At 40.8% G+C, this 26,004-nt stretch carries 22 protein-coding genes; 20 read left to right on the top strand and 2 right to left on the bottom strand.

The window, feature by feature from the left end; all coding sequences use genetic code 11:
- The first annotated feature begins 1 nt into the window (after position 1).
- The 9 genes from AB8618_RS12005 to pdxJ all read left to right on the top strand — a co-directional run bounded on the left by AB8618_RS12005 (position 2) and on the right by pdxJ (position 7,956).
- Complete coding sequence (locus tag AB8618_RS12005; RefSeq protein WP_413400660.1) at positions 2-616, top strand: sigma-E factor negative regulatory protein; 615 nt, start codon at positions 2-4, stop codon at positions 614-616.
- 4 nt (positions 617-620) lie between these two features.
- Entirely contained in the window at positions 621-1,574 is a 954-nt protein-coding gene (locus AB8618_RS12000) for a MucB/RseB C-terminal domain-containing protein (RefSeq protein ID WP_138608161.1), read from the top strand.
- Positions 1,575-2,024 carry a SoxR reducing system RseC family protein gene (locus AB8618_RS11995; RefSeq protein ID WP_138608159.1) on the top strand — a complete coding sequence of 150 codons (450 nt, stop codon included), beginning with the start codon at positions 1,575-1,577 and terminating at the stop codon, positions 2,022-2,024. It abuts the gene before it with no gap.
- A 122-nt stretch (positions 2,025-2,146) separates the two neighbouring features.
- Positions 2,147-3,934: a translation elongation factor 4 gene (lepA, locus tag AB8618_RS11990; RefSeq protein WP_138608157.1), complete on the top strand. Its 1,788-nt coding sequence runs from the start codon at positions 2,147-2,149 to the stop codon at positions 3,932-3,934.
- Between the two features lie 18 nt (positions 3,935-3,952).
- Positions 3,953-4,888, top strand: coding sequence for a signal peptidase I (gene lepB / locus AB8618_RS11985; RefSeq protein ID WP_138608155.1), 936 nt, complete (start codon positions 3,953-3,955; stop codon positions 4,886-4,888).
- Between the two features lie 2 nt (positions 4,889-4,890).
- The gene (gene rnc, locus AB8618_RS11980; RefSeq protein WP_413400657.1) at positions 4,891-5,568 is read left to right on the top strand and encodes a ribonuclease III; all 678 of its coding nucleotides are present in this window, start codon (positions 4,891-4,893) and stop codon (positions 5,566-5,568) included.
- A complete protein-coding gene (era, locus tag AB8618_RS11975; protein ID WP_413400656.1) occupies positions 5,558-6,490 on the top strand; it encodes a GTPase Era in 933 nt (310 codons plus the stop codon). Before rnc ends, era begins: the two co-directional genes overlap by 11 nt.
- Positions 6,491-6,510: 20 nt before the next feature.
- Complete coding sequence (gene recO / locus AB8618_RS11970; protein ID WP_010387802.1) at positions 6,511-7,203, top strand: DNA repair protein RecO; 693 nt, start codon at positions 6,511-6,513, stop codon at positions 7,201-7,203.
- Between the two features lie 21 nt (positions 7,204-7,224).
- Positions 7,225-7,956 carry a pyridoxine 5'-phosphate synthase gene (pdxJ, locus tag AB8618_RS11965; RefSeq protein WP_413400655.1) on the top strand — a complete coding sequence of 244 codons (732 nt, stop codon included), beginning with the start codon at positions 7,225-7,227 and terminating at the stop codon, positions 7,954-7,956.
- Between the two features lie 28 nt (positions 7,957-7,984).
- Here pdxJ and barA read toward each other — a convergent pair whose 3' ends face one another.
- Positions 7,985-10,771 carry a two-component sensor histidine kinase BarA gene (gene barA / locus AB8618_RS11960; RefSeq protein WP_413402870.1) on the bottom strand — a complete coding sequence of 929 codons (2,787 nt, stop codon included), beginning with the start codon at positions 10,769-10,771 and terminating at the stop codon, positions 7,985-7,987.
- Between the two features lie 102 nt (positions 10,772-10,873).
- Here barA and rlmD point away from each other — a divergent pair, with 102 nt between their 5' ends.
- The 5 genes from rlmD (at position 10,874) to eno (ending at position 18,360) form a co-directional block, all read left to right on the top strand.
- On the top strand, positions 10,874-12,199 hold the full coding sequence (gene rlmD, locus AB8618_RS11955; protein ID WP_413400654.1) for a 23S rRNA (uracil(1939)-C(5))-methyltransferase RlmD: 1,326 nt from the start codon (positions 10,874-10,876) through the stop codon (positions 12,197-12,199).
- An 8-nt stretch (positions 12,200-12,207) separates the two neighbouring features.
- On the top strand, positions 12,208-14,364 hold the full coding sequence (relA, locus tag AB8618_RS11950) for a GTP diphosphokinase (protein WP_138608148.1): 2,157 nt from the start codon (positions 12,208-12,210) through the stop codon (positions 14,362-14,364).
- Complete coding sequence (gene mazG / locus AB8618_RS11945; protein WP_409423702.1) at positions 14,345-15,169, top strand: nucleoside triphosphate pyrophosphohydrolase; 825 nt, start codon at positions 14,345-14,347, stop codon at positions 15,167-15,169. Before relA ends, mazG begins: the two co-directional genes overlap by 20 nt.
- 157 nt (positions 15,170-15,326) lie before the next feature.
- On the top strand, positions 15,327-16,961 hold the full coding sequence (locus AB8618_RS11940) for a CTP synthase (RefSeq protein WP_138608144.1): 1,635 nt from the start codon (positions 15,327-15,329) through the stop codon (positions 16,959-16,961).
- A 100-nt stretch (positions 16,962-17,061) separates the two neighbouring features.
- Positions 17,062-18,360, top strand: coding sequence for a phosphopyruvate hydratase (gene eno, locus AB8618_RS11935; RefSeq protein ID WP_413400653.1), 1,299 nt, complete (start codon positions 17,062-17,064; stop codon positions 18,358-18,360).
- A gap of 193 nt (positions 18,361-18,553) precedes the next feature.
- Here the strand turns inward: eno and mutH are convergent, their stop codons facing one another.
- The gene (mutH, locus tag AB8618_RS11930) at positions 18,554-19,225 is read right to left on the bottom strand and encodes a DNA mismatch repair endonuclease MutH (RefSeq protein WP_413400652.1); all 672 of its coding nucleotides are present in this window, start codon (positions 19,223-19,225) and stop codon (positions 18,554-18,556) included.
- 519 nt (positions 19,226-19,744) lie between these two features.
- On the opposite strand from mutH, the gene rppH reads away from it, so the two are divergent.
- The 6 genes from rppH to galU all read left to right on the top strand — a co-directional run bounded on the left by rppH (position 19,745) and on the right by galU (position 26,003).
- Positions 19,745-20,263: an RNA pyrophosphohydrolase gene (rppH, locus tag AB8618_RS11925; protein ID WP_008111786.1), complete on the top strand. Its 519-nt coding sequence runs from the start codon at positions 19,745-19,747 to the stop codon at positions 20,261-20,263.
- 23 nt (positions 20,264-20,286) lie between these two features.
- The gene (gene ptsP, locus AB8618_RS11920; protein WP_178956443.1) at positions 20,287-22,551 is read left to right on the top strand and encodes a phosphoenolpyruvate--protein phosphotransferase; all 2,265 of its coding nucleotides are present in this window, start codon (positions 20,287-20,289) and stop codon (positions 22,549-22,551) included.
- A gap of 65 nt (positions 22,552-22,616) precedes the next feature.
- Entirely contained in the window at positions 22,617-23,426 is an 810-nt protein-coding gene (locus AB8618_RS11915) for a sulfite exporter TauE/SafE family protein (RefSeq protein WP_413400651.1), read from the top strand.
- Positions 23,427-23,438: 12 nt separating this feature from the next.
- Entirely contained in the window at positions 23,439-24,242 is an 804-nt protein-coding gene (lgt, locus tag AB8618_RS11910; RefSeq protein ID WP_055013228.1) for a prolipoprotein diacylglyceryl transferase, read from the top strand.
- 13 nt (positions 24,243-24,255) lie between these two features.
- Positions 24,256-25,107 carry a thymidylate synthase gene (locus AB8618_RS11905; RefSeq protein WP_413400650.1) on the top strand — a complete coding sequence of 284 codons (852 nt, stop codon included), beginning with the start codon at positions 24,256-24,258 and terminating at the stop codon, positions 25,105-25,107.
- Positions 25,108-25,124: 17 nt separating this feature from the next.
- Positions 25,125-26,003 carry a UTP--glucose-1-phosphate uridylyltransferase GalU gene (gene galU / locus AB8618_RS11900; protein WP_413400649.1) on the top strand — a complete coding sequence of 293 codons (879 nt, stop codon included), beginning with the start codon at positions 25,125-25,127 and terminating at the stop codon, positions 26,001-26,003.
- The last annotated feature ends 1 nt before the right edge of the window (position 26,004 follow it).

Genomic DNA, 26,004 nt, shown 5'->3' with positions numbered 1-26,004 from the left:
TATGACAAAAGCACACGTTAACCGCTTAGATAACGAATCGTTATCAGCATTACTTGACGGTGAACAAACATTAAAGGATGCAACTATTGCATCGGATGATGTAGCTACGTTTGGCCGTTACGCGTTAATTGGTGATGCAATGCGAGCTAAAGAAAATAACAATAATATGGACTTTGATATTAGCGAACGCATTTCGTTAGCACTTGAGAGCGAGCCCGTTTATGCAGACTTTAGCCAGTCTCACAATGTGGCTACCGCTTCTAATACCGAAACAGATAATAAAGTAGTGGCGTTTAATTGGCGTAAACCGGTTGCCCAACTAGCAATTGCTGCGAGCGTAGCAATGTTTACTATCGTTGGCGTGAACACCTTACCGCAAGGTGAAGATGTTGTGCAAAACGAAATTCCTTTATTGCAAACCACGCCGTTAACCGGCATGGCGTCGCCTGTAAGCTACTCATCAGCACCTGCACTTGATAACGCAGAGCAAGGTTTACGAGAGCTTCAGCAGCAACGCATTGGCGCATTAGTACTTGAACATCAACGTCAAGCGCGAGTGGCTCATTCGTTAAAAACAGCTAAAACAGATGAAACATCCCCAGAGGAAAAAAACTAATTAGATGAAAGTAATTACTTTTATTATGTCATTGGTGCTGAGTTTTAATACTTTTGCCAATGACACAAACCCTGCTAAAGATTTACTGCTTGAAATGGCCAGTGCAGTTCACACTCGTAATTTCGACGCCTCTTTTGTTGTTGTTAAGGGTAAAAGTATGGAGCCCTACCGCTGGGTGCATGCTAAACAAGGTGATATAGAGCTAGAGCATTTAAGTTTGCTTAATGGTGCAGGCCTTGAAATGATCCGCATTGACGATCAAGTTACCTACTTTGAGCCACAATCAGAACCTTACTCGTTAACAACTGACTCGATTGCAGGCCCCATCCCAGAAGTCTTATTTAAAGATATTAACCGCTTAAGTGCGCATTATGATTTTGTGCTTGGTGGTAAAGGCCGTATTGCGGGGCGTCCTGCTCAGCTGGTTCGAATTGAATCTAAAAACGATGACAAATATAACTATTGGATTTGGATTGATACTGAGTCGTCTTTATTGTTGAAAGCCGCCTATGTGAATCACCAAGGCGAAGCGCTAGAGCAATTACAACTTACCCACATTAGCGTAACTGAGCAACCGGCAAGCTTATTATTGGAAGTACTTAATCGTAATTTTCCAACACCATTACCCGCTAATTCAATTGATGAACAAAGCAAAGCAAATGCTATGAATTGGACTATTGGATGGCTACCTGAAGGGTTTGAATTACTCAAGTCCGATAGACATAAGCTCGACTTAAACAATGAATTAACAGATTACTATTTATTCTCTGATGGATTTGTTGAGGTCTCAGTATTTATACAACGGCCACTACCAGGTAAGCGCTTAAGCGGAGCTCTGACCTCAGGAGCCACCACTATTTATGTGCACAACGGCGGAAATTTTGATGTGTCTGTGGTGGGGAATATACCAACCATGAGCGCCAAAGCGATTGCTGAGTCTGTTTCACGGGCATTATAGATGATAGAACAAACGTTAACCGTCGTGGCCCTTAGTGGCCACGTTGCGCATTTAGAAGCCCAACAAAAACAGGCATGTGAAGGCTGTAATGGACGTTGTGGCTCTCAAGTGTTTAGTAAGTTATTTGGTACTGCCAAAAAAACCTTGCCCTACAAATTTGAAACGCAATTAGAGGTGGGGCAAAAAGTGACCTTGTCACTGGATGATAGCCATGTTGTAAAACATGCCTTTGCCGTTTACATGCTGCCCTTATTTTTAAGTTTAATATTCGCCTTATTGGCTAGTGAATTAATACAATTAGCCGAAGGCTGGCAAATTTTAGCTGCGATATTAGGTGGCATCACCGGCTTCTTAATTGCTAAAACATGGGTGAAATCACTTAGACATGAGATTAAAGTGATAAAAATTCATCCAATTAGCCTTCCTTTAACTCAAATAGATGGTGATTGACGCCAATTAAATGTAAAATTGCGTTTTTATGCCACAGTAACTTGAAAATGCACAGCAAGTATTTTCAAGTTATTTAGGCATGCGACCTTAGTCCTTTAAAATAGAAGTTTAGAATCCAGTTTATGAAGCATATCCGTAATTTTTCGATCATCGCCCACATTGACCATGGTAAATCGACCCTTTCTGACCGTTTGATCCAAGTTTGTGGTGGTTTAACCGACCGTGAAATGCAGAAGCAGGTTCTGGATTCAATGGATATTGAACGTGAACGTGGCATTACCATCAAGGCGCAAAGTGTAACGTTAAACTACAAGGCAAACGATGGTGAAACCTACCAGCTCAACTTTATCGACACTCCTGGTCATGTTGACTTTACTTATGAAGTATCACGCTCACTAGCTGCGTGTGAAGGCGCATTATTGGTTGTTGATGCTGGCCAAGGTGTTGAGGCACAAACATTGGCTAACTGTTATACCGCCATCGAAATGGACTTAGAAGTTATACCGGTTCTAAATAAAATTGATTTACCGCAAGCTGACCCATTACGTGTAGCCGAAGAAATTGAAGACATCATTGGTATTGATGCCCTTGATGCCGTGCAATGTAGTGCTAAAACAGGTGTAGGTATTGCCGAAGTACTTGAAATGATCGTTAAAGATGTACCGCCACCCGTTGGTGAAAAAGACGAGCCATTACAAGCGCTAATTATCGATTCTTGGTTTGACCCGTACCAAGGCGTTGTATCGCTAGTGCGTATCAAACATGGCGAACTTCGCGCGGGCGACAAAATTAAAATCATGTCAAACGAGAACGTACATACCGCAGATCATGTGGGGATTTTTACGCCTAAACAAACTAACACCGGTATTTTACGTACAGGTGAAGTAGGGTTTGTTATTGCCGGTATTAAAGAAATACACGGTGCACCGGTGGGCGATACCATTACTCATCAAAAAAATGCGGCACCAGAGCGCTTACCAGGTTTTCAAAAAATTAAACCACAAGTTTATGCGGGTATGTTCCCAATTGCGTCGGATGATTACGAGTCATTCCGCGATGCACTTAACAAACTAAGCTTAAACGATGCGTCGTTATTCTTTGAACCAGAAAACTCAACCGCGTTAGGGTTTGGTTTCCGTTGTGGCTTCTTAGGTATGCTGCACATGGAAATTATTCAAGAGCGTTTAGAGCGTGAATACGACATTGATTTAATCACCACAGCACCAACGGTTATTTATGAGGTAGTGACTAAAGAGGGCACTACACAAATAGATAACCCGTCTGACCTACCAGCTGTAAACGATATTTTAGAAATACGTGAGCCAGTAGTAGAAGCTAATATTTTAGTACCGCAAGAGTACTTAGGTAGCGTAATCACTTTATGTGTTGATAAACGCGGTATGCAAACTAAAATGAGCTACCATGGTAAGCAAGTTGCAGTAACGTATGAACTGCCAATGGCTGAAGTGGTAATGGACTTCTTTGATAAGCTAAAATCAACCAGTCGTGGTTTTGCGTCGCTTGATTATAACTTTAAGCACTTCCAAACCTCAGACATGGTTCGCGTAGATATACTCATCAATAGCGAGCGTGTTGATGCTCTTGCTATTATTGTACACCGCGATAGCGCGCAGTCTCGTGGTCGTCAGCTTGCTGATGCGCTAAAAGAGCTTATACCACGTCAAATGTTTGATATTGCGATTCAAGCAGCAATTGGTCAGCATGTAATCGCGCGCACAACCGTGAAACAGCTTCGTAAAAACGTAATCGCGAAGTGTTACGGCGGTGACGTGAGTCGTAAGAAAAAATTACTTCAAAAACAAAAAGATGGTAAAAAGCGAATGAAGCAACTTGGTAACGTTGAAGTGCCTCAAGAAGCGTTCTTAGCCATTTTAAAAGTTGGTAAATAAAAAATAAAGGGATAATAAATGGCTGGCTACTTTTCAGTTTTATTGGTGTTATTAACCTTAGGCTCAGGCCTAATATGGTTAATAGATCACTTAATGTTTGCCCCTAAAAGGCAAGAACGTTTGGCACTTGCACAGACTTCTGCCGGTGGCCAACTTGATGAAGAAACCGCAGCATTGATTGCGCCTGAGCCAGTCATTACTGAAACAGCAAAGTCGATTTTTCCGATGATTGCTGCTATCACTATTTTTAGATCGTTTATTTTTGAGCCGTTTCAGATCCCATCGGGTTCGATGATGCCAACCTTATTAGTAGGCGATTTTATTTTAGTGCAAAAGTATTCTTATGGAATTAAAGACCCAGTATGGCGCAGCCAGTTAGTGGATGTGAGCGAACCAGAGCGTGGCGATATTGTTGTTTTTAAATACCCATTAGATGAAAGAGTTGATTATATTAAACGCGCTATAGGCTTACCAGGCGATAAAATTGTTTATCGCGATAAGCGTTTGTATATTCAACCAAAATGTGAAGAAGGCGAAGTTCAAAAAGGCGCGCTTCTTTGCAACGAATTCAATAAAATTGATTTTAAATTAATTAATGATGATGAATTTATGCAAGGCCCAATGGCTTTAGCGCGTTTAAATGAAGATTTAACGACCTCTAGCCATGATATTTTAATCAACCCAAAATCGCCTGAACGTAAAGGGCGTTACTACCAGCAATTGGGCACTCCTGCAGATGAATGGGTGGTGCCTGCTGATCATTACTTTATGATGGGTGACAATCGCGATAACAGCCAAGATAGTCGCTTTTGGGGCTTTGTACCAAAAGAAAACTTGGTGGGTAAAGCTGTCTTTATATGGATGAGTTTTGAATTTGATAATGGCCCAGATGACATTTTACCAGGATGGGTTCCAACTGGTGTTCGTTTTGAACGCCTAGGTAATATTCAGTAACAATGAAAAAAAATGTAACAGAGTTATACAAAAAAATTGGCTACACATTTGCTGATCAAGGCCTACTTGAGCAAGCAATGACGCACCGCAGCCACAAAGGTCAACACAACGAGCGACTCGAATTTTTGGGCGACTCGATTTTGAGCTTTGTAATTGCCAATGCCTTGTACGCTAAATTTCCTAAAGCACGTGAAGGCGATTTAAGCCGCATGCGTTCGACTTTAGTTCGCGGCCAGACGTTAGCTGAATTTGGCCTTGAGTTTGAGCTAGGTGATTACCTGCGTTTAGGTCCAGGCGAGCTAAAAAGTGGCGGGTTTAGACGTGAGTCGACCCTAGCAGATGCAGTGGAAGCTATAATTGGCGCTGTATTTTTAGATTCAGACATTGATCGTTGCGGCGAGCTTATTTTAGCGTGGTATGAATCACGTTTAGATGCTATTTCACCAGGGCTTAACCAAAAAGATCCTAAGACCCTGCTGCAAGAGTATTTGCAAGCTCGTAAGCTATCATTACCTGGCTATACTGTAGTAGACACTAAAGGTCAGGCACACAATCAAACATTCACGGTTGAATGTATCGTTGATGGAATGGATAGCATTATTTCTGTTGGCAGCTCAAGGCGTAAAGCCGAACAAAAAGCGGCCGAAAAAGCATTGAAGATACTTAAAAATGAATCTTGATACCTTAATACAGCCTCATGAAGGCGAAATAGACACATTTTGTGGCATGGTTGCGATTGTTGGCCGTCCTAATGTGGGTAAATCAACCTTGCTTAATGAAATTATTGAGCAAAAAGTCAGTATTACCTCACGTAAGCCACAAACCACGCGCCATCGTATTATGGGTATTCATACTGAGGGTAAACACCAAGCGGTGTACGTAGATACCCCAGGTCTGCATGTTGAAGAAAAGCGTGCCATTAACCGTTTAATGAACCGCGCAGCGTCGAGCTCAATTGGCGATGTTGAACTGATTATTTTTGTTGTTGAAGGCACACATTGGAATGCCGATGACGAGATGGTACTAAATAAAGTGAGCCAAAGTGGCAAGCCGGTATTGTTAGTTATTAACAAAATTGACCAAGTGAAAGATCGCGACCTTGTCCTGCCACACATGAAGTTTTTAGGCGATAAGTTTGACTTTATAGGCATTATGCCTGTCTCTGCGACTCAGGGTAAAAACATTGACCTGATCAAAGAAGAAGTGACTAAACGTTTACCGCCGTGCGAATTTTATTTTCCGGATGACTACGTTACTGACCGCTCAATGCGCTTTATGGCGGCTGAAGTGATCCGTGAAAAGCTTATGCGCTTTATGGGTGAGGAACTACCTTACTCAGTGACTGTGGAAATAGAACAGTTTAAATGGCAAGAAAACGGCGTTTGGCACATCAATGGCCTTATTTTGGTTGAGCGTGAAACGCAAAAGCGCATGGTTATCGGTAACAAAGGCGAAAAGCTAAAAGTAATCGGCCGTGAAGCGCGTAAAGATCTAGAAGAAATGCTTGATAATAAAGTATTTTTAGAGCTATGGGTTAAAGTAAAATCGGGCTGGGCTGACGATGAACGTGCCTTAAGAAGCTTAGGCTACGGTGAAGATTAATAAGTATCGAATAGCCTAATATGGACAGCGACTTTTACAAAGCCTATTTATTACATCGACGTCCCTATAGTGACTCGCAAGTAATGTTAGATATGCTGGTAGAAGGCGTTGGCCAGCTTAGAATGCTCGCACGAGTTAGTGGTCGCCAGGCCACTAAACATAAAGCCCAATTACAACCATTTCAATCCTTACTCGTTCATTACAACGGCAAATACGATTTAAAATATATTAATAAATTTGAGCTCTATGGCAACCCGTTATTCCTAACCGGTGATAAGCTTTACTGTGGCTTTTATTTAAATGAGCTAACGAATCGCATTGTGCCGATTAATGAGCCCATTGATCAAGTTTTTCAACTTTATAAAACACACCTAGAAAACCTTAATAGTGGTACTGACATGCAAGCGGTACTGCGCTCTTATGAATTTCAATTGTTAGAGCTACTAGGATATGGAGTTGATTTTAGTTTTGATGCGGACGGTGAGCCAATTGACGAGGCACAAACGTATAGCTATTTTGCAGAAGTAGGGTTTTCGGTGCAGCATGATACGCGCTCTGGATTCACCGGTTCACAACTTAATGCCATAGCAAATCATGACTTTAGCCAAGCGGATGTGTTATATATGGCAAAGCAATTAAGTCGTTATTTATTAAAGCCATTATTAGGCAATAAGCCATTAAAAAGTCGTGAGTTATTTATTAGCTCTCAATAAACAAATTTCACAGGTACAAACATGAAAGATATTCTTCTAGGCGTGAACGTAGATCATATTGCAACGCTTCGCCAAGCTCGAGGTACTTCTTACCCTGATCCAGCCCACGCTGCCAGTGTAGCAGAACATGCCGGTGCAGATGGCATTACGATTCATTTACGCGAAGACCGCAGACATATTCAAGACCGCGATGTGTATGTGATGGCTAAAACCATTCAAACACGCATGAACCTTGAAACCGCAGTAACCGATGAAATGATTGCGATTGCACTTGAGGTTAAACCTGAATATGTATGCTTAGTACCTGAAAAACGTGAAGAGCTTACTACCGAAGGCGGCTTAGATGTAGCGGGTAATATTGATAAAATAGCCGCAGCGACTAAAACTCTAACGCAAGCTGGTATTAAAGTGTCATTGTTTATAGATGCCGATAAAGCGCAGTTAGATGCGGCAAAAGCCTGTGGCGCGCCTTATGTTGAAATTCATACCGGAGCCTATGCCGATGCTATCAACGATGAAGATACAGCAAAAGAGCTTGAACACATCCGCCAAGGCGTTAAGTATGCAGCGAGTATTGGCTTAATTGTTAATGCCGGCCATGGTTTGCACTACCACAACGTGAAGCCAATTGCAGCGATGCCAGAGATTTACGAGCTTAATATTGGTCACGCTATTATTGCCCGTGCAGCGATTGATGGTTTAGATAAAGCAGTGCGTGATATGAAACGCTTAATGCTTGAAGCCCGCGCTTAGAATCATAAATAACAATAGACAAGACGAGCTATAGCTCGTCTTTTTTATTGTTGTTATCAATGTTGGCATCAACAAGTAAGTTTTCCAGCTCGTCTTGAAGTTCAAACAATTCGGGCTCTATATTATCAAGTACGCACTCATTTTTAAGTGATGTTTCGATCGTTTCAGCCAATGTTTTTAATTTTGGTACACCAGTATAGCAACACGCTCCATGAAATTTGTGGATCACGCTGAGTACTTGAGGGCAGTCATTGCTGACTATTGCTTGATTTAATAAGTTTAGGGTTTCGGGCACGCTTAATAACAACATGTTAAGCATTTCATTGGCTAATTCAGGCTTACCGCCAGCACGTTGCAGCGCCAACGTCCAATCAAGTCGAGTGCTATTAAAAGGCGCTGTGCTATGTTCAAATGTGCTTTTTGACTTATCACGGCTTACAGGTAATTGCGGGCTATGATCGCAAATAACTTGATTGAGCATATCTTCGTCAATTGGCTTGGTTAAATAGCCTTCAAAACCATCTTTTAATAATTGTTCTTTTTCACTATTAAGTGCATGCGCAGTTACGGCAATAATAGGTGTATCTTCATTTAAAGATGACTCTTTAATGAGTTTACAGGCTGTAATGCCATCCATTATCGGCATTTGAATATCCATAAAAATCACATCATATTTATGACTTTTACTTAGGCTATAAGCTTGTGAACCATTATGGGCAGTATCAATCAATTCCACCTGTTCGTTTAGTAGGGTGTAAATTAATTTTAAATTAGCGTCGTTATCATCTACCACTAATACTTTTAATGGCAGTAGAGTTTGTTCATGCTGGTCTATGTTATGCGTCGGGTGATCAAGTCGATATGGTGCGGCTAATAACTCACATAATTTACGATGGTTGAGCGGTTTACTTAAACAGGCATCTGCACCGCTGCCTATAAAAGCTTCACGCATATTGTGCGATACAGTATTAAGCATTAAATATAAATAATCGGTTGATTCTCTAACCGCTTTTACATAGCTTTTTAAGCGCTGCATATCATCAACCGATGCCATGTGACCAATAAGGCATATATCAAAATTAATCTCTGATTTCTCGATACACTCTAAAAATTCACTTTCGCTATGACATCGAGTGACGCTAATTTTCCACTCTTGTAATAATGAAACAACGGCATGATGAGTATGCTTATGTGGCTCTAGGTAAAGCACACGTTTACCAATTAATGATTGGGTAGGCAAATCGTTGATAAATACATGATTTGGTAATCTAAATACGCCATTAAAGGTAAAGCATGTGCCACTGCCTGGAGCTGAATTTAAAGTAATACGGCCATTCATTGCTTCAACAATATGTTTAGTAATAATAAGTCCTAAGCCAGTGCCACCAAATTTACGGGTAATACTAGAGTCGGCTTGGCCAAAGGCGGTAAATAACGCGTCTTGTTTATCGGCAGGAATACCCACCCCGGTGTCAGCAACCGACACTAAAATGGAAGTTTGCTCCTCATCTAATAAACGATGGCTAATATCGACTTTAATAGCGCCTTTTTCAGTAAATTTTATCGCGTTACTTAACAAGTTAATAAGCACTTGTTTAAATCGAGTGGGGTCGCCGGTTAAGTGATCGGGCACCTGAGGATTTATATAAATAGAAAGCTCAAGTTGTTTGTCGTGAGCGCTAGGTGCCAGTAATGTCATCACTTCGTTTACGCTATCGCGTAATTGAAATTGAATTGATTCAAGCTCCATAGCACCCGCTTCTAATTTGGAGAAGTCTAATATATCGCTAATAATGGTCAGTAAGCTGTTTGCTGAAAGCTCAATGGTATCAAGGTAATCTTTTTGGTTTTTATTTAGCGGTGTTTTATAAAGCTGGCGAGTAAAGCCAATAACCCCATTAAGTGGTGTGCGCAATTCATGACTCATTTTTGCTAAAAAGTCAGACTTAACGCGGTTAGCATCTTGGGCTTCTTTTTTAGCCATAGTGAGCTGTATATTTTGTGTCTCGTATTGCTCAAGCGTTTCGCGGTAATCACTAGTTGCTTGATCAATATTTTTTTGCATTTCGTCTTTTTGCATCACCATAGAGTGGGATATGGTATTGAGTCCTTCACGCAATAGTTCAAACTCACCATTCATGGGCTCAGTTAAGCCTGTTTGTCTTTTACCTTCAATCAACCTGTCGGTAGCAAGTACTAACTTATTTAGCGGTGTCATAAACATACGGCTAAGTTTTAGTGCTAAAATAGCAGCTAATACTAAGGCGAGAATAATAATAATACCGCTGACTAATAATGCGCGTTGCTGGCCAATAACAGCTTTGTCGCGATTAAGTTGGATCACCACGGTACCTAATGTGGTCTGAAACTCAGAAGTATTCCAGTCGCTATTGGGTGTTGTATGGTTAATGATAGGGGTAAAAAAAGTCACTAACTCTTCAGTTTGCTGAACATGTGTGGCTTTAAAACTGTCAATTTGCGTTTGCTCAATTAAGGTATCGAACGAGCGATGATAATTACTGGTTATAATAAGTTGGTTGTTATCATTAAAAATAGCAATTGATTTAACCGCTGGTGAGTGTTTGTTATGTGTATAACGAATAACACGGTTAAGTAGTTTTTTATTTTTTTCCAGTAAAGGTTGTTCAAGAGCAATCGCTAAAGGCTCAGAAATCGTTGTGCCTTGTTGATATAAAATTTCATCAAGCTCAATGTAACGATTTATTGTAAAATAACCACCTAGTAAAAGCCCAATGATCACTGTGGGGATCAGGGTGAGTGTTAAAACAGAATCGCGCAAGCCTAGTTTGGTCATAATCTGAGCATTATTATCATTTTTATTAAATGTGAGTATATACATACTCATAGCTATTCTCAAAGTAGAGACGTAATTCATCAACCTTTAAGGTAATGCCTCATGGCACAAATATTTAAAGCAAAGAAAAAACCACTACAACAGCAATCGCTTGAACTCGATATTACAGCAATGGATCACCATGGCCGTGGTATTGCTAAGTACAATAATAAAGTGTGTTTTGTCAGTGGAGCATTACCTGGTGAGCGAGTAAAAGCCAAATTAGTTGATGATAAAGCACGTTACAGCCAAGCTGATACGCTTAAAATAATTAAAGCCAGTGAATATCGCACAGTTCCTATTTGCGAGCATTACAGCCAGTGTGGTGGTTGCCAGCTACAGCATTTAGATGCCACACAGCAGGTAATTGAAAAGCAAGCAGCGGTGAATCAATTATTTGCCAAGTTTGCAAAATTAACCGATTTAAACTGGCAAGCTCCGCTGCTAAGCCAAGCAACTCATTATCGACGCAGTGCTCGGATTGCTGTTATGTTCGACAAGACTGCAAAAAAAATGCGGGTAGGCTACAGAGCAAATGCTTCTAAAAGTATTGTTAGTATTAATCAGTGCCCAGTATTAAGTGACTCATTTGCCGAGGTATTTAATGTATTTGATAAAGTCATTAATCAACACAAGGCGCTGCACAGCATTAGTCATTTACAGTTATGTGCCGCTGATGAACAATATTTTATTGTTATTCGCCATACCAAAGCGATTTCACCCCATGATAAGGCGTTTGTTGAGCAAAGTGTGGCAGCTCATAATTGGCAATTAGTGTGGCAAAGTGACAGTGATACCATTGATCATTCACATTTAGCTATGCCATTTTATAAACTTGAGCAGTTAAATATAACGTTTGAATTTGGGCTCAGTAACTTTATTCAGGTTAACGCGAGTGTAAATCAAGCAATGCTGCCTCAAGCTGCAAACTGGTTAGCACTTCAAGGTGATGAAAATGTTCTGGATTTATTTTGTGGTATTGGTAACTTCTCTTTAGTGCTAGCCAAACAAGCTAAAACAGTAACAGGAATTGAGGGTGTGAGTTCAGCGGTTGCATTAGCAACACAAAATGCGCACACTAACTCTATTACTAATACCCAGTTTCATTGTTTTGATTTAACCACGAGCATTAAAAAAGCGCCGTGGTTTAATAAAGAATTAGATGTTTTAGTGCTTGACCCTTCACGCACTGGTGCGATGGCAGTTTTAGAGCAGCTTCCATTAACGCAGTTTAAAGCGATTTTATACGTTTCTTGCGACCCTGTTACTTTAGCCCGTGACAGCGCTATTATTTCGCAAGCCGGCTTTGAGCTGAATAAAATAGGGCTAATGAATATGTTTCCTCACACGGGGCATATCGAAACTATGGCGTTATTTCAACGGAGGTAAAGCGCATTATGGTAGCGACACGTCAATCTCATCAACATGACAAAGCGGGTGACTTTTTTTCGCGCGTAGAATCTCTTGATTTGTCTCAGGAAAAAATTAGCTTACTCAATAAAGCGCAGCAGCTTTGCCAAACGTGCGATAACAGCGAGCGACAAAATACCGCTATAGAAATGGTAGAGATTTTAGTAGAGCTAAATTTAGATGCAGACTCTTTAGCCACTGCTTATTTAACCCCTTATTATTTAAATGATGTAGTGAGCATAGATGCAGTAGAAGAGCATTTAGGCAATCATGTTGCAGTGCTGCTTACAGGTGTGTCACAAATGGCCACCATAAGCACCTTAGCTCACCAAGGCAACGGCACTGTGCAGGTCGATAATATTCGCCGGATGCTGCTTGCTATGGTGGAAGATGTGCGCGCTGTGGTGATTAAATTAGCCGAACAGGTTTGCCATTTACGCAACGTCAAAGATGCCGCTGAAGAAGAGCGAGTAGTTGCCGCCAAAGAAACTGCTGATATATTTGCACCGCTTGCGAATCGTCTTGGTATTGGTCAATTAAAATGGGAACTAGAGGATTTAGCTTTTCGTTATTTGCATCCCGATATTTATAAAAACATTGCTAAGCAACTCGATGATAAGCGCCTTGCCCGTGAAGCATATATGGTTGATATGGTTGAGCAGGTCAAACAACGCCTCCATGAAGCGGGTATTAAAGCTGAGGTGTACGGCAGGCCAAAACATATCTACAGCATTTATAAAAAAATGGCGAAAAAGAACTACGAGTTTGATCAGCTATTTGATATACGCGCTATGCGAATTGTGGTTGAACGATTGCAAGATTGCTACGGCGCCCTAGGCATAGTGCATACTAATTGGCGTCATTTAAATAAAGAGTTTGACGACTACGTTGCGACCCCAAAACAAAATGGCTATCAGTCTATTCATACGGTGGTATTTGGCCCTGAGGGTAAAACCGTTGAAATTCAAATACGAACGCACGACATGCATCAAGATGCTGAGTTAGGTGTCGCCGCGCATTGGATGTACAAAGAAGGGGCATTACCAGGGCGTGGTTCAGGCTATGAGCAAAAAATTAGCTGGTTGCGTAAGTTACTGCAATGGCAAGAAGAAGTGGTCGATGGCAGCGATTTAGCACAAGAGCTTAAAAACCAAGTGGTTGAAGATCGTGTGTATGTGTTTACCCCTCGAGGCGATATTTTTGACTTACCACTAGGAGCAACGCCTCTTGATTTTGCTTACTACATTCACTCCAATGTAGGGCATCGATGTATTGGCGCAAAAATATTTGGCAAAATAGTGCCATTTACTCATCAGTTAAGCACTGGTGACCAAGTTGAAATACTAACCCAAAAGCAGCCAAACCCAAGTCGTGATTGGTTAAATCCATCGTTAGGTTACATTAAATCGTCTCGCGCTAGAGCCAAAATTCACCATTGGTTTAAACAGCTCGACCGCGATAAAAATTTAAGTGCGGGTAAAGAGATTCTTGATAGTGAGTTACAAAAATTAGAGCTAACTTATAAAGATTTAGATCCCGCTATAAAGCGTTTTAATTTTAGAGAACTTGATGACTTAATGGTCGCCATTGGCGCAGGCGATATTCGTCTTAACCAAATGCTTAACTTTATTACCGACAGAACAGAGCATGAGCCGGTAATTCGTTTCAAATCGCCTAGTAAAGTGACTGGTGATAAAAACGGTATTGTAGTGGATGGGGTCGGCAGTTTAATGAGCCATGTTGCGCGTTGTTGTCGCCCAGTACCTGGTGATGAAATCATTGGTTATATTACTCAAGGACGCGGTATTGCGGTGCACCGAGAGGATTGTGATTCGTTTAGTAATTTAAAAAACAAGCACCCCGAGCGTGTTATTTCAGTGAGTTGGTCAGATGATATTAGTAGCTCTTACGCCTTAACTATTCGTATTGAAGCCAGTGATCGTTCTGGCTTAATTCGTGACATCAGTTCTGCACTTGCCAATGAAAAAGTTAATGTGCTCAATATGAACGTAAACACGGTTGATAGCACTCAAACTGCTATTTTTGTGATGCAAATTGAAGTGCATGACTTGCAGGGCACAAACAAAGTGCTGTCTAAGTTACATCAGATCGAAGGGGTACACAGTGCAAAACGAGGGCAGTAATCAGGCTAACAATGAGGCTTTAAGCCAACTGCTGGAAATAATGCAAACACTGAGAAACCCTGAGGGCGGATGCCCTTGGGATCTCAAGCAAACGTTTGCGTCAATCGTACCTCACACTCTTGAAGAAGCCTATGAAGTGGCTGATTGTATTGAGCGCGACGATTTAAGTGAACTTAAAGGTGAACTAGGTGATCTGTTATTTCAAATCGTGTTTTATGCGCAACTAGCGCAAGAGCAGCAATTATTTAACTTTAATGATGTGGTGGCTCAGTTAAATGAGAAGCTAGTGCGCCGTCATCCGCATGTATTTTCATCGCAAGACACACCCACAACTGATGCCGAATTAGCCGCGCAATGGCAAGCAATAAAAGCACAAGAGCGTGCTACTAGAGCCCAAGATGAAAGCTCAATACTTTGGCAAGATATACCAAACAGTTTACCTAGCTTAACAAAAGCTAAAAAAATTCAACAACGTGTAGCCGCTTTAGGCTTTGATTGGCCTACTTATCATGGCGCTATAGATAAAGTGAGTGAAGAGGTTGAGGAAGTGAAAGAAGCCTTAGCTCATAACCCGTACTCAGCGCATACAGCAGAAGAGCTAGGTGATTTGTTGTTCGCGACCGTGAATGTAGCACGTCATGTTAAACGTGATCCAGAGCAATTGCTTCGTAGTGCCAACGATAAGTTTTCTGCACGATTTGAAAAGGTGCAAAATTACTTAATTGCCCAGGGTAAATGTATTGAGTCAGCGTCTTTAGAGGAAATGGATGCGGCATGGGATGCAATAAAAAAATTAAATAAATAGGGACATAAAAAATGTCTGTTTTTTGTGCACAGATTTGCTATTTATAGCTGGATTGCTTAGCTATGTTTTGGTACAATTTCGCCCCGTCTTGTTTATATTCCAAAATCACTTGTTTGGGTATTATATTCCTTTTAATTCCTGATATTCTAGGGTTCGCATGAGTACAAAATTTATCTTCGTTACTGGCGGAGTTGTTTCTTCGTTGGGTAAAGGTATTGCAGCAGCATCATTGGCCGCTATTTTAGAAGCCCGTGGCTTAGATGTTACCATTCTAAAGCTGGATCCTTACATCAACGTTGACCCAGGCACAATGAGCCCAATTCAACACGGTGAAGTATACGTTACCGAAGACGGCGCAGAAACGGACCTTGATTTAGGTCACTACGAACGTTTTATTCGCACCAAAATGACCAGCCGTAATAACTTTACGCAGGGGCGCGTATATGAAGATGTACTACGTCGTGAAAGACGTGGTGAATATCTTGGCGCAACTATTCAGGTTATTCCTCATATTACCAATGACATTAAGCAACGTGTTTATGATGGCGCAGAAGGCCATGATATAGCAATCGTTGAAATTGGTGGTACGGTAGGCGATATTGAATCACAACCATTTATCGAAGCAATTCGTCAAATGGGTACAGAAATTGGTCGTGAACGCGCACTTTTCATTCACTTAACCTTAGTGCCATTCTTAGGCCCTGCCGGTGAAGTGAAAACAAAACCAACTCAGCACTCAGTTAAAGAGTTACGCTCGGTAGGTATTCAACCAGATATTCTTATTTGTCGCTCAGACCGTAAATTGCCAAATAATGAGCGTGCAAAAATTGCATTGTTCACAAACGTTGAAGAAAAAGCCGTTATTTCACTACCTGACGTAGACAGTATTTATAAAATTCCTGCGCTATTAAAATCGCAAGAGTTAGATAACTTTGTATGTCGTCGTTTTCATTTAGACGCGCCTGAAGCGGATTTAGCTGAGTGGGAACAAGTATTATACCAAGAGTCTAACCCAACAGGTGAAGTGACGATTGGTATGGTAGGTAAGTATATTGAATTACCAGATGCATACAAATCAGTAAACGAAGCATTAAAACATGCAGGACTGAAAAATCGTTTAACCATTAATATTCAGTATGTTGATTCACAAGACATAGAAACCAAAGGAACTGATGTACTTTCTCGTTTAGATGCTATTTTAGTACCGGGCGGTTTTGGTGGTCGTGGTGTTGAAGGTAAGATCTTAGCGGCTAAATATGCCCGTGAAAACAAAGTGCCTTACTTAGGTATTTGTTTAGGTATGCAGGTTGCGCTTATTGAATACGCACGAAATGTTGCTGGTTTAGTTGATGCAAACTCAACTGAATTTAACGCAAATTCAGAGTCACCAGTGGTTGGTTTAATTACCGAGTGGTTAGATGCTGAAGGTAATGTTGAACTACGTGACGAAAAGTCTGATTTAGGTGGCACTATGCGTTTAGGCGCACAAAAATGTCATTTAACACCTGGCTCTAAGGTACATGGCGTGTATGGCAGCGACGAGATTGTTGAACGTCATCGTCACCGTTATGAAGTTAACAACAACTTTGTAGCACAGCTTGAGCAAGCTGGTTTGAGCTTTACAGGTTTATCTGAAGATAAAAAACTAGTAGAGATTATTGAGAATAAAGATCACCCTTGGTTTATTGCAGCGCAATTCCACCCGGAATTCACTTCAACACCACGTGATGGTCACCCGCTATTTGAAGGGTTTGTAGCTGCGGCTCATACCTACCAAAAAGCGTCTTCGTAATTTAAAAAGGCTGTGCATGATGCGCGGCCTTTTTTGTTTCTAAGGCTAGCCAAACTCAGGTTAGCCGCACTCACCATTTTGGGAATATAGAGGAATCAAGATGTCAGAAATCGTAAAAGTAATCGGTCGTGAAATTATGGACTCGCGTGGTAACCCAACTGTTGAAGCTGAAGTATATTTAGCTGATGGTTCGTGGGGCCGTGCTGCTGCACCTTCAGGCGCATCTACAGGAACTCGCGAAGCATTAGAATTACGTGATGGTGACAAGGCGCGTTACTTAGGTAAAGGCGTATTAAAAGCGGTTGGCTTTATTAATAACGAAATTGCAGAAGCACTAAAAGGTCAAAATGCACTTACTCAAAGTGATGTAGACCAAGTAATGCTTGATTTAGATGGTACTGAAAACAAAGAAAAACTAGGTGCTAATGCTATTTTAGCGGTTTCACTTGCCAACGCTAAAGCGGCAGCACAATCTAAAAAAGTAGAGCTTTACGAGCACATTGCGGACATAAATGGCACGCCAGGTGTTTACTCTATGCCATTACCAATGATGAACATCATCAATGGCGGTGAGCATGCTGATAACTCAGTAGATATTCAAGAATTTATGGTTCAGCCTGTGGGTGCTACTAACTTCCGTGAAGCATTGCGTATGGGTGCTGAAGTATTTCATAGCCTAGCTAAAGTACTTAAAGCGGATGGCCATTCAACAGCTGTAGGTGACGAAGGTGGTTTTGCACCAAACCTTTCATCAAACGAAGCTGCGCTTGCAGCCATTAAAGTAGCAGTTGCAAATGCCGGTTATGAGCTTGGTAAAGATATTACCCTTGCACTTGATTGTGCGGCCTCTGAGTTTTATAACAAAGAAGCAAATATCTATGACCTTAAAGGTGAAGGTAAGCAATTTACATCTGAAGAGTTTAACCACTTCTTAAAAGATTTAACTGAGCAATACCCAATTGTATCAATCGAAGATGGCTTAGATGAGTCTGATTGGGATGGCTTTGCACACCAAACTAAACTAATGGGCGATAAAGTTCAATTAGTGGGTGATGACTTATTCGTAACCAATACTAAGATTTTAAAACGCGGTATTGATAACGGTATTGCTAATTCAATCTTAATTAAATTTAACCAAATTGGTTCACTAACAGAGACGTTAGCAGCAATCAAAATGGCAAAAGATGCAGGTTTTACAGTGGTTATTTCTCACCGTTCAGGTGAAACTGAAGATGCAACCATTGCTGATTTAGCGGTAGGTACTGCTGCAGGTCAAATTAAAACGGGTTCATTGAGCCGTTCTGATCGTGTTGCTAAGTACAACCAATTGCTTCGTATTGAAGAGCAATTAGGCGCTAAAGCACCTTACAATGGTTTAAAAGAAGTTAAAGGTCAGTAATTCTCTAATCAGAATCTGATATTTAAGATTATAAAAATCCTCGCTTATGCGGGGATTTTTGTAAAAAATAGCAAAAAAGAGACAAAGGAACGGGCTACGAGCATCGAGCAAAGGACGTTAAGCTTGCAGTGCAAATGTCTAGGTTGAACAAGTAAGAAAGTAGACTCGCCGAACGTTAGTTACTTTTCATCAATTAAAGCTGAAATTGCTGCTTTAAAATCTCGCCGGTAAAACTGGTCTTTAAGTAAAAACCACGAGGCAAGGTTTTAATTATTTTCCCATTTGGGCCTATGGCATCGGTAACAATATGGCTATTCGCTGCTTTTGGGCGTATTTGCATTACATCCCCTAAATGTCCTGATATCTCGTCAACTCTACCAAGGGCTATAAGCTCCATTTGTTCTTCCCAGTCTCGCTGCAATTGAGCATCTTGTGCTGCACTAGGTTGCCATAAAAAGCCACTGCCAATGGTTCTATCAAACGGTGCTATATCGCGCTCGCCTAAAATAGGTAGCCATAAAACATGATTTAACTTTTTTCGAACATTACTTGAGTGCCAGGTCATACCGGTTACATTTATTAGCGGGGTTACCGACACAAACGTGGTTTCTAATGGTTTGCCTTTATATGAAATGGGCAGTGTTTTAAGTTCAATGCCTAAATCTTCAAAATCGGGGAGCGGTTTTGAACCAGCCGTAGCCCCCAATACATACTCAATCAGTTGCCCTGTCCAGCCTTTTTCACGTAACAAATCATCAGGTGTTTTAAAATGATACTGCTGCGCCAATTGACCTAGTGTGAGGCCGGCAATCGTATCGACGCGTTGCATTAATTGATTGATTGAATGGGGTTTTAAAGGTTGCATACTGTTATTTTAGTTGAATAAATACCAACGCCATGATAGCAAATTAGCGTGGTAGTGGATATCTTTAGCGGTTGGTTGATTTTTGAACTTGGTGTGGCTGGTGCAATTTTATGCACGGCTTTAAAACTATAGTTTTAGATAAGTAGCTGAACTGTATTGTTTTTTTTGTTTTTAGCGTTCAGTTTTAATTAAGGTCTATAATTGTTGTAAGGATAAATACAGATGTATGAACATGTTTATCCACAGAATCTGTGGAGAACATCACTTTTTCGATCTTGTATTGTGGATTTGTTTGCTAAATGAGCGTGTTTTACAAAAGTTATGCACAAGCTGTGAGTAACCAGCACAAACCGTGTGGTTTTTATGTATTTATTTGCTAGGGTTGTTTGTTATTCGTATCTATCGCTATTAATTTACCCCAAGCGAAGGTGTTAACAAGGCTTGCACGTAATAGTATTTGCCGTATTGCAACTAATGTGGAACAATCATAAAAAATCGACTTACAAATGAGGCACTAAGGTGATTGATGCCGAAGGTTTTCGTGCCAATGTCGGAATTGTGATTTGCAATAATCAGGGGCAGGTGTTTTGGGCCAGACGTTATGGTCAACATTCTTGGCAATTTCCCCAAGGTGGTGTTGATGATGGCGAAACACCAGAACAAACTATGTACCGTGAATTACACGAAGAAGTAGGTTTGCGACCAGAAGATGTAGAAATAGTTGCAAGCTCAAAACATTGGTTACGCTATAAATTACCCAAACGATTAATCCGCCGCGATTCAAGTCCGGTGTGTATTGGGCAAAAACAAAAATGGTTTTTATTGAAACTACGCTGCAAAGATGAAGATGTTAATTTACTAAAAACCCACCATCCTGAATTTGATGATTGGCGGTGGGTGAGTTATTGGTATCCGGTTAGGCAGGTTGTGTCGTTTAAACGGGATGTTTATCGACGTGTTATGAAAGAGTTTGCTCCCTTTGCTATGCCTTTTAATAAGCGAGAGCAACAAAAAGATCACTGGCGGAATAAAAGGTAGTTTTTCATAAAAAGGAGCAGTGTATGCTGGCAACACTCAGAACGATAGCTGAGTCTGTTTCGCAACAAGCGAATTTAGACGACGCGTTAGTGTGCTTTGTGAAAATGGTAAAAGATGCCATGAATACCCAGTGCTGCTCCATTTATTTTGCCGATTATAGTCAAGATAACTTTGTACTGATGGCCTCATCAGGGTTAAACCCTGATGCGGTAGGTAAATTTAGAATTGGCTTTACCGAAGGTTTAGTAGGGCTTGTTGCCCAGCGTGAAGAAGCAATTAATATTGCCTTTGCCAAGTCGCATCCTCGCTTTAAGCTCTCCCCAGAAGTTAACGAAGAAGGCTATAACGCCTTTTTGTCCGTGCCTGTTGTTCACCAAAAAAAAGTGTTAGGTGTTATTGTTGTTCAACAGAAAATGGCGCGGGTATTTTCTCAAGATGAGGAGTCGTTTTTAATTACCCTTTCTGCGCAGTTAGCTTCGCAATTAGCCCACGCTGAAATAAAAGAAGTATTACGCCAAGATGAGTCATCCCATCAAACATCGGTATTAAAAGGGGTTTCTAGCGCGCCAGGTATAAGTATTGGTAAAGCTTTTGTTGTTATTCCTAAACTTAATTTTAAGTCTATAGAACTTACTAAGAATAACGATGTTATTGAACAGCGTCGTTTATTTACACAAGCGGTTGCTGCAACGCGCAAAGAATTTAGCACCTTATCGATGACATTGAGCGACAGCATACCGCAAGAGGCGTTGGCTGTATTTGATGTGTATCAGCAATTATTAGATGCTAAAAGTTTAGGTCATAATGTAGAGGCTCAATTACAAGAAGGGTGGTGTGCAAAAAGTGCATTAAAAATTGTGATTGAACGTTTAGTAGCGCAGTTTAACGAAATGCAAGACCCTTATATTAAAGAGCGTGCGGTTGATGTTAAAGACATTGGTTTACGGGTGCTGCATCATTTAGTGAATACCGAGCATGCAATAAAAGACTACCCTGAAAACACCATTTTAATAGCGCATACATTAACGCCAGCTATGTTAGCTGAGGTACCCAATGAGCGTTTGGCTGGGGTTGTGAGCATTAATGGTTCAGCCAATAGCCATGCCTCTATTTTAACCCGGGCTATGGGCGTGCCGGCGATTTGGGGCATCGAAGATTTACCGCTATTGCAGTTTGATAGCAAAGAAATGATTTTAGATGCTTTTGCTGGGCGTTTATATATTTCACCTTCGCAAATGCTTATTGATGAGTATACGGAATTACAGCACCAAGATAACTTACTCAATAATCGTTTTTTAGAAGAACAAGCATTGCCTTCAATCACGTTAGACGGTGAGCATATTAGTTTATTACTTAATGCAGGGCTTGAGCTTAATACTCAACAAAATAGCGCCCATATTTGTGATGGTGTTGGTCTTTACAGAACCGAAGCATGGTTTATGCAAAAGGGACAGTTTCCTTCGCAGCAAGAACAAGAAAACTGGTATCGAGAAGTACTTAGTAGCTATTACCCTAACCCCGTTGTTATGCGAACGTTAGACATTGGTGGCGACAAAGTTTTAGATTATTTTAATATCACCGAAGAAAATCCATTTTTAGGATGGCGTGGTATTAGAATTAGCTTAGACCATCCCGAGCTTTTTTTAGATCAGCTCAAAGCGATGTTAAAAGCCAATATTGGCTTAGGTAATTTAAAAATAATGTTACCGATGATCAGCGGCACTGATGAAGTTGAAGAATCACTGGCACTATTTAAACAAGCTTATTATGAGTTAAGTGAAGCATTTCCTGAGCAACTTATAGAAAAGCCTGATATTGGCATCATGCTTGAGGTACCTTCAAGTGTATTTATGCTGCCAGAGTGGTCTAAAAAAGTCGATTTTTGCTCAGTAGGTAGTAACGACTTAACTCAGTATTTATTAGCCGTAGACAGAGCAAATGCCCGTGTAGCCGATTTATTTAACCCTTACCACCCCGCGGTATTGCGTGTATTAAATAATATTGCCAGCGAGTGTGAACATTATGAATTGCCCTTTAGCTTATGTGGGGAGCTTGGCGGCGACCCCGAGGGCGCAATATTACTGATTGCTATGGGGTATAGACGTTTAAGCATGAACTTATCGTCGCTAAACAAAGTGAAGTGGGTATTAAGACGCTTAAATGTAAGCGACATGGAACAATTACTGAGCGATTGTTTGGCACAGCCTAACGCTAAACAAGTACTACGGTTAACCCGTAACTTTATGATAGAGCATCAGCTAGGTGATTTATTTTATACACCTAAATGATAGAGCTGTAATTGTTTATATAATCAATTAAAATATACATATAATTAAATGTATTAGAGATAACTATGTATGAACTAGGACTTCTAGTTGCAAGTTGTGCGCTGTTAGGTTGCATTGTTGGTTTTTTAGCAGGGCTATTAGGCATAGGTGGTGGTTTAATTATTGTGCCTGTGCTAAGTAGTTTGTTACTTAGTTTTGACGTGGCCGCTGCCGATCATGTGTTAGTTATCGCTATTGCAACATCTTTAGCCTCTATTTTATTTACTTCCACTTCTTCAGCGTTAGCTCATCATAAAAATGATAATGTGCCTTGGGAAATTGCTCCTTGGGTTATGTCGGGCGTGGCCGTTGGCGCATTGATTAGTGGCTTTGCTGCCAGCTTTATCCCTGAGAAAATGTTAAGAACGGTGTTTGCGGTCAGTGTGGTTTTTATTGCGATGAGAATGGTACTTTCTGCTCGAAATAAAGTGAGCGCAGAACACCCTTTACCTGCAGGTCCCGTACTGGGAAGTATTAGTGCGGTAATGGGCTCACTGTCTGGATTAATTGGCATTGGTGGCGGGGCATTACTTGTGCCTATGTTGCATTATTTTTCGGTTGATATTAAAAAGGCAATTGGTTGCGCTGCTGCATGTGGTATTGTAATTGCCTTTTTTGGCTCTATCGGTTACATCAGCGCTGGTTGGTATGTAACGGACTTAACGCATGGTTTTATGGGGTTTGTATATTTACCCGCTTTATTTGGGATTGTTGTTACCTCATGGTTTATAGCGCCTATTGGGGCTAAGGCAACACATTACTTACCTGTGAATACAATTAAGAAAGTTTTCGCGATGTTACTGGTTTTCATCGCTATTAAAATGGTTTTTAGCTAAAGGTTTATTTTTATGGCACTGGAGTTTCCTCAAATTGATCCAATAATATTTTCTGTTGGACCACTTAGCGTTCGTTGGTATGGGTTAATGTACTTAATTGGTTTTGCGTTTGCGATGTGGTTTGCTAATCGTCAAGCGAAGAAACCAGGGTCGGGTTGGACTAAAGACGAAGTCAGCGACTTACTCTTTTACGGCATGCTGGGCGTTATATTAGGTGGGCGTGTTGGATATGTTCTGTTTTATCAATTTAGTTACTTCATTGAAAACCCCTTGTATTTATTTAGAATCGATCAAGGTGGCATGTCTTTTCATGGCGGCACACTTGGGGTGATCACTGCGATTGCTATTTTTGCTTACAAGCGTAAAAAGTCGTTATTGCAAGTTGGTGATTTTGTAGCACCTTTAGTGCCTGTTGGTTTACTTGCTGGGCGTATAGGTAACTTTATTAACGGCGAATTATGGGGCCGTACTACCGATGTTCCTTGGGCAATGGTGTTTCCAACTGGAGGCCCGCTTGCACGCCACCCATCACAACTTTATGAAGCATTTTTTGAAGGGCTGGTATTGTTTGTCATATTATTGTGGTTTATAAAGCGTCCTCGTCCTGCGGGAAGTGTGTCGGGTTTGTTTTTACTAGGTTACGGCGTATTTAGGTTTGGTATTGAGTATTTTCGCCAACCAGATGCACAACTGGGGTTATTTGCCGACTTCATTTCAATGGGGCAAATCCTATCGTTACCTATGATCATTGGCGGGTTAGGCTTACTTATTTGGGCCTATAAACAACCACAATCGCAAACAGCGGCAAAAGTTTAAAAGAAGAAGTTAGATGAAACAATATTTAGAATTATGTCAGCGTATTGTTGACCAAGGACAGTGGGTTGAAAATAAACGCACCGGTACACGTTGTTTAACGGTTATAAACGCTGATTTAGAATACGATGTGGCGAATAATCAGTTTCCTATGATCACTACTCGAAAGAGCTATTACAAAGCGGCTATTGCTGAGTTGTTAGGGTATTTAAGAGGGTACGACAGTGCTGAGCAGTTTCGTAATATAGGCTGTAAAACATGGGATGCTAACGCCAATGAAAATAATGCCTGGCTTAATAACCTTAACCGTAAAGGTGAGGACGATATGGGGCGCGTTTACGGCGTTCAAGGTCGTGGCTGGCAACGCCCTGATGGTTCAACACTGGATCAACTGGCAAAGGTCATCAATAACTTAAAAAATGGCATAGATGATCGCGGTGAAATTATTACATTTTATAACCCCGGTGAGTTTGAACTTGGTTGCTTGCGCCCATGCATGCACACACATACCTTTTCATTATTGGGCGACACCCTGTATTTAACCTCATATCAACGCAGTTGTGATGTTCCATTGGGGCTTAATTTTAATCAAATTCAATGTTTTGTATTACTTGCATTAGTTGCCCAAATTACCGGCCATAAAGCGGGTAAGGCATATCATAAAATTACCAATGCTCATATTTATGAAAACCAGCTTGATTTAATGCGAGATGTGCAGTTAAAGCGTGAGCCATTTGCTTCTCCCCAATTAAAAATCAACCCAGAGATTAAATCACTCGAAGATATAGAAACATGGGTAACACGTGATGACTTTGAGGTGGTTGGCTATCAATGCCATGAAGCGATTCAGTACCCATTTTCAGTTTAAAAAATAAGGAGAGCATAATGAAAGCAGTGATCCCTGTAGCGGGCCTTGGAACACGAATGTTGCCGGCCACTAAAGCAATTCCAAAAGAAATGCTGCCAGTTGTAGATCGTCCACTTATTCAATACGTTGTTAGCGAAGCCGTTGCCGCTGGCATTAAAGAGATAGTGTTAGTAACGCATTCGAGTAAAAATTCAATTGAAAACCATTTCGATACTAGCTTTGAGCTTGAGGCAACGTTAGAGAAGCGTGTAAAGCGGCAATTACTTGCCGAAATACAGTCTATTTGCCCCAAAGACGTGACGATTATTCATGTGCGTCAAGGTGAGGCGAAAGGGTTAGGTCACGCTATTAACTGTGCTGCCCCTATTATAGGGGATGAACCTTTTGTAGTTATTTTACCCGACGTTATTATCGATGAAGTGGAAAGTGATTTAACAAAAGATAATTTAGCGGAAATGATCACTCGTTTTGAGCAAACTAAACACAGCCAAATTATGGTTGAACCAGTACCTAAAGATCAAGTAGATAAATTTGGTGTTGTTGATTTAGGTGATGTTGAGTTAAACCAAGGTGAGAGCTCACCCATTAAGAGCATGGTAGAAAAACCACCTATTGACGAGGCACCTTCAAACCTTGCTGTGGTTGGTCGTTACGTGTTGAGTAAAAATATTTGGCCATTATTAGCTAAAACACCACAAGGTGCAGGTGATGAGATTCAGCTGACTGATGCAATTGCGATGCTTATGCAAGATGAAAAAGTAGACGCTTATGCTATTAAAGGCCGAAGCCATGACTGTGGTAGTAAAGTTGGTTATTTGAAGGCGACGATAGAATTTGCTTTGCGCCGTGATGAATTTGCTGATGAGCTTAAAAACTTCATTAAAACATTAATTTAAA

This window comes from Pseudoalteromonas sp. RW-H-Ap-1 (genome assembly GCF_048318575.1).
GTDB lineage: Bacteria > Pseudomonadota > Gammaproteobacteria > Enterobacterales > Alteromonadaceae > Pseudoalteromonas.
The sequence above is the reverse complement of the archived record's forward strand: the minus strand, read 5'-3'. Positions and strand labels throughout refer to the sequence as shown.

Coding starts and splice junctions, on each gene's coding strand:
- AB8618_RS12005 (WP_413400660.1), top strand. CDS start 2: ATGACAAAAGCACACGTTAACCGCTTAGATAACGAATCGTTATCAGCA.
- AB8618_RS12000 (WP_138608161.1), top strand. CDS start 621: ATGAAAGTAATTACTTTTATTATGTCATTGGTGCTGAGTTTTAATACT.
- AB8618_RS11995 (WP_138608159.1), top strand. CDS start 1,575: ATGATAGAACAAACGTTAACCGTCGTGGCCCTTAGTGGCCACGTTGCG.
- lepA (WP_138608157.1), top strand. CDS start 2,147: ATGAAGCATATCCGTAATTTTTCGATCATCGCCCACATTGACCATGGT.
- lepB (WP_138608155.1), top strand. CDS start 3,953: ATGGCTGGCTACTTTTCAGTTTTATTGGTGTTATTAACCTTAGGCTCA.
- rnc (WP_413400657.1), top strand. CDS start 4,891: ATGAAAAAAAATGTAACAGAGTTATACAAAAAAATTGGCTACACATTT.
- era (WP_413400656.1), top strand. CDS start 5,558: ATGAATCTTGATACCTTAATACAGCCTCATGAAGGCGAAATAGACACA.
- recO (WP_010387802.1), top strand. CDS start 6,511: ATGGACAGCGACTTTTACAAAGCCTATTTATTACATCGACGTCCCTAT.
- pdxJ (WP_413400655.1), top strand. CDS start 7,225: ATGAAAGATATTCTTCTAGGCGTGAACGTAGATCATATTGCAACGCTT.
- barA (WP_413402870.1), bottom strand. CDS start 10,771: ATGACCAAACTAGGCTTGCGCGATTCTGTTTTAACACTCACCCTGATC.
- rlmD (WP_413400654.1), top strand. CDS start 10,874: ATGGCACAAATATTTAAAGCAAAGAAAAAACCACTACAACAGCAATCG.
- relA (WP_138608148.1), top strand. CDS start 12,208: ATGGTAGCGACACGTCAATCTCATCAACATGACAAAGCGGGTGACTTT.
- AB8618_RS11940 (WP_138608144.1), top strand. CDS start 15,327: ATGAGTACAAAATTTATCTTCGTTACTGGCGGAGTTGTTTCTTCGTTG.
- eno (WP_413400653.1), top strand. CDS start 17,062: ATGTCAGAAATCGTAAAAGTAATCGGTCGTGAAATTATGGACTCGCGT.
- mutH (WP_413400652.1), bottom strand. CDS start 19,225: ATGCAACCTTTAAAACCCCATTCAATCAATCAATTAATGCAACGCGTC.
- ptsP (WP_178956443.1), top strand. CDS start 20,287: ATGCTGGCAACACTCAGAACGATAGCTGAGTCTGTTTCGCAACAAGCG.
- AB8618_RS11915 (WP_413400651.1), top strand. CDS start 22,617: ATGTATGAACTAGGACTTCTAGTTGCAAGTTGTGCGCTGTTAGGTTGC.
- lgt (WP_055013228.1), top strand. CDS start 23,439: ATGGCACTGGAGTTTCCTCAAATTGATCCAATAATATTTTCTGTTGGA.
- AB8618_RS11905 (WP_413400650.1), top strand. CDS start 24,256: ATGAAACAATATTTAGAATTATGTCAGCGTATTGTTGACCAAGGACAG.
- galU (WP_413400649.1), top strand. CDS start 25,125: ATGAAAGCAGTGATCCCTGTAGCGGGCCTTGGAACACGAATGTTGCCG.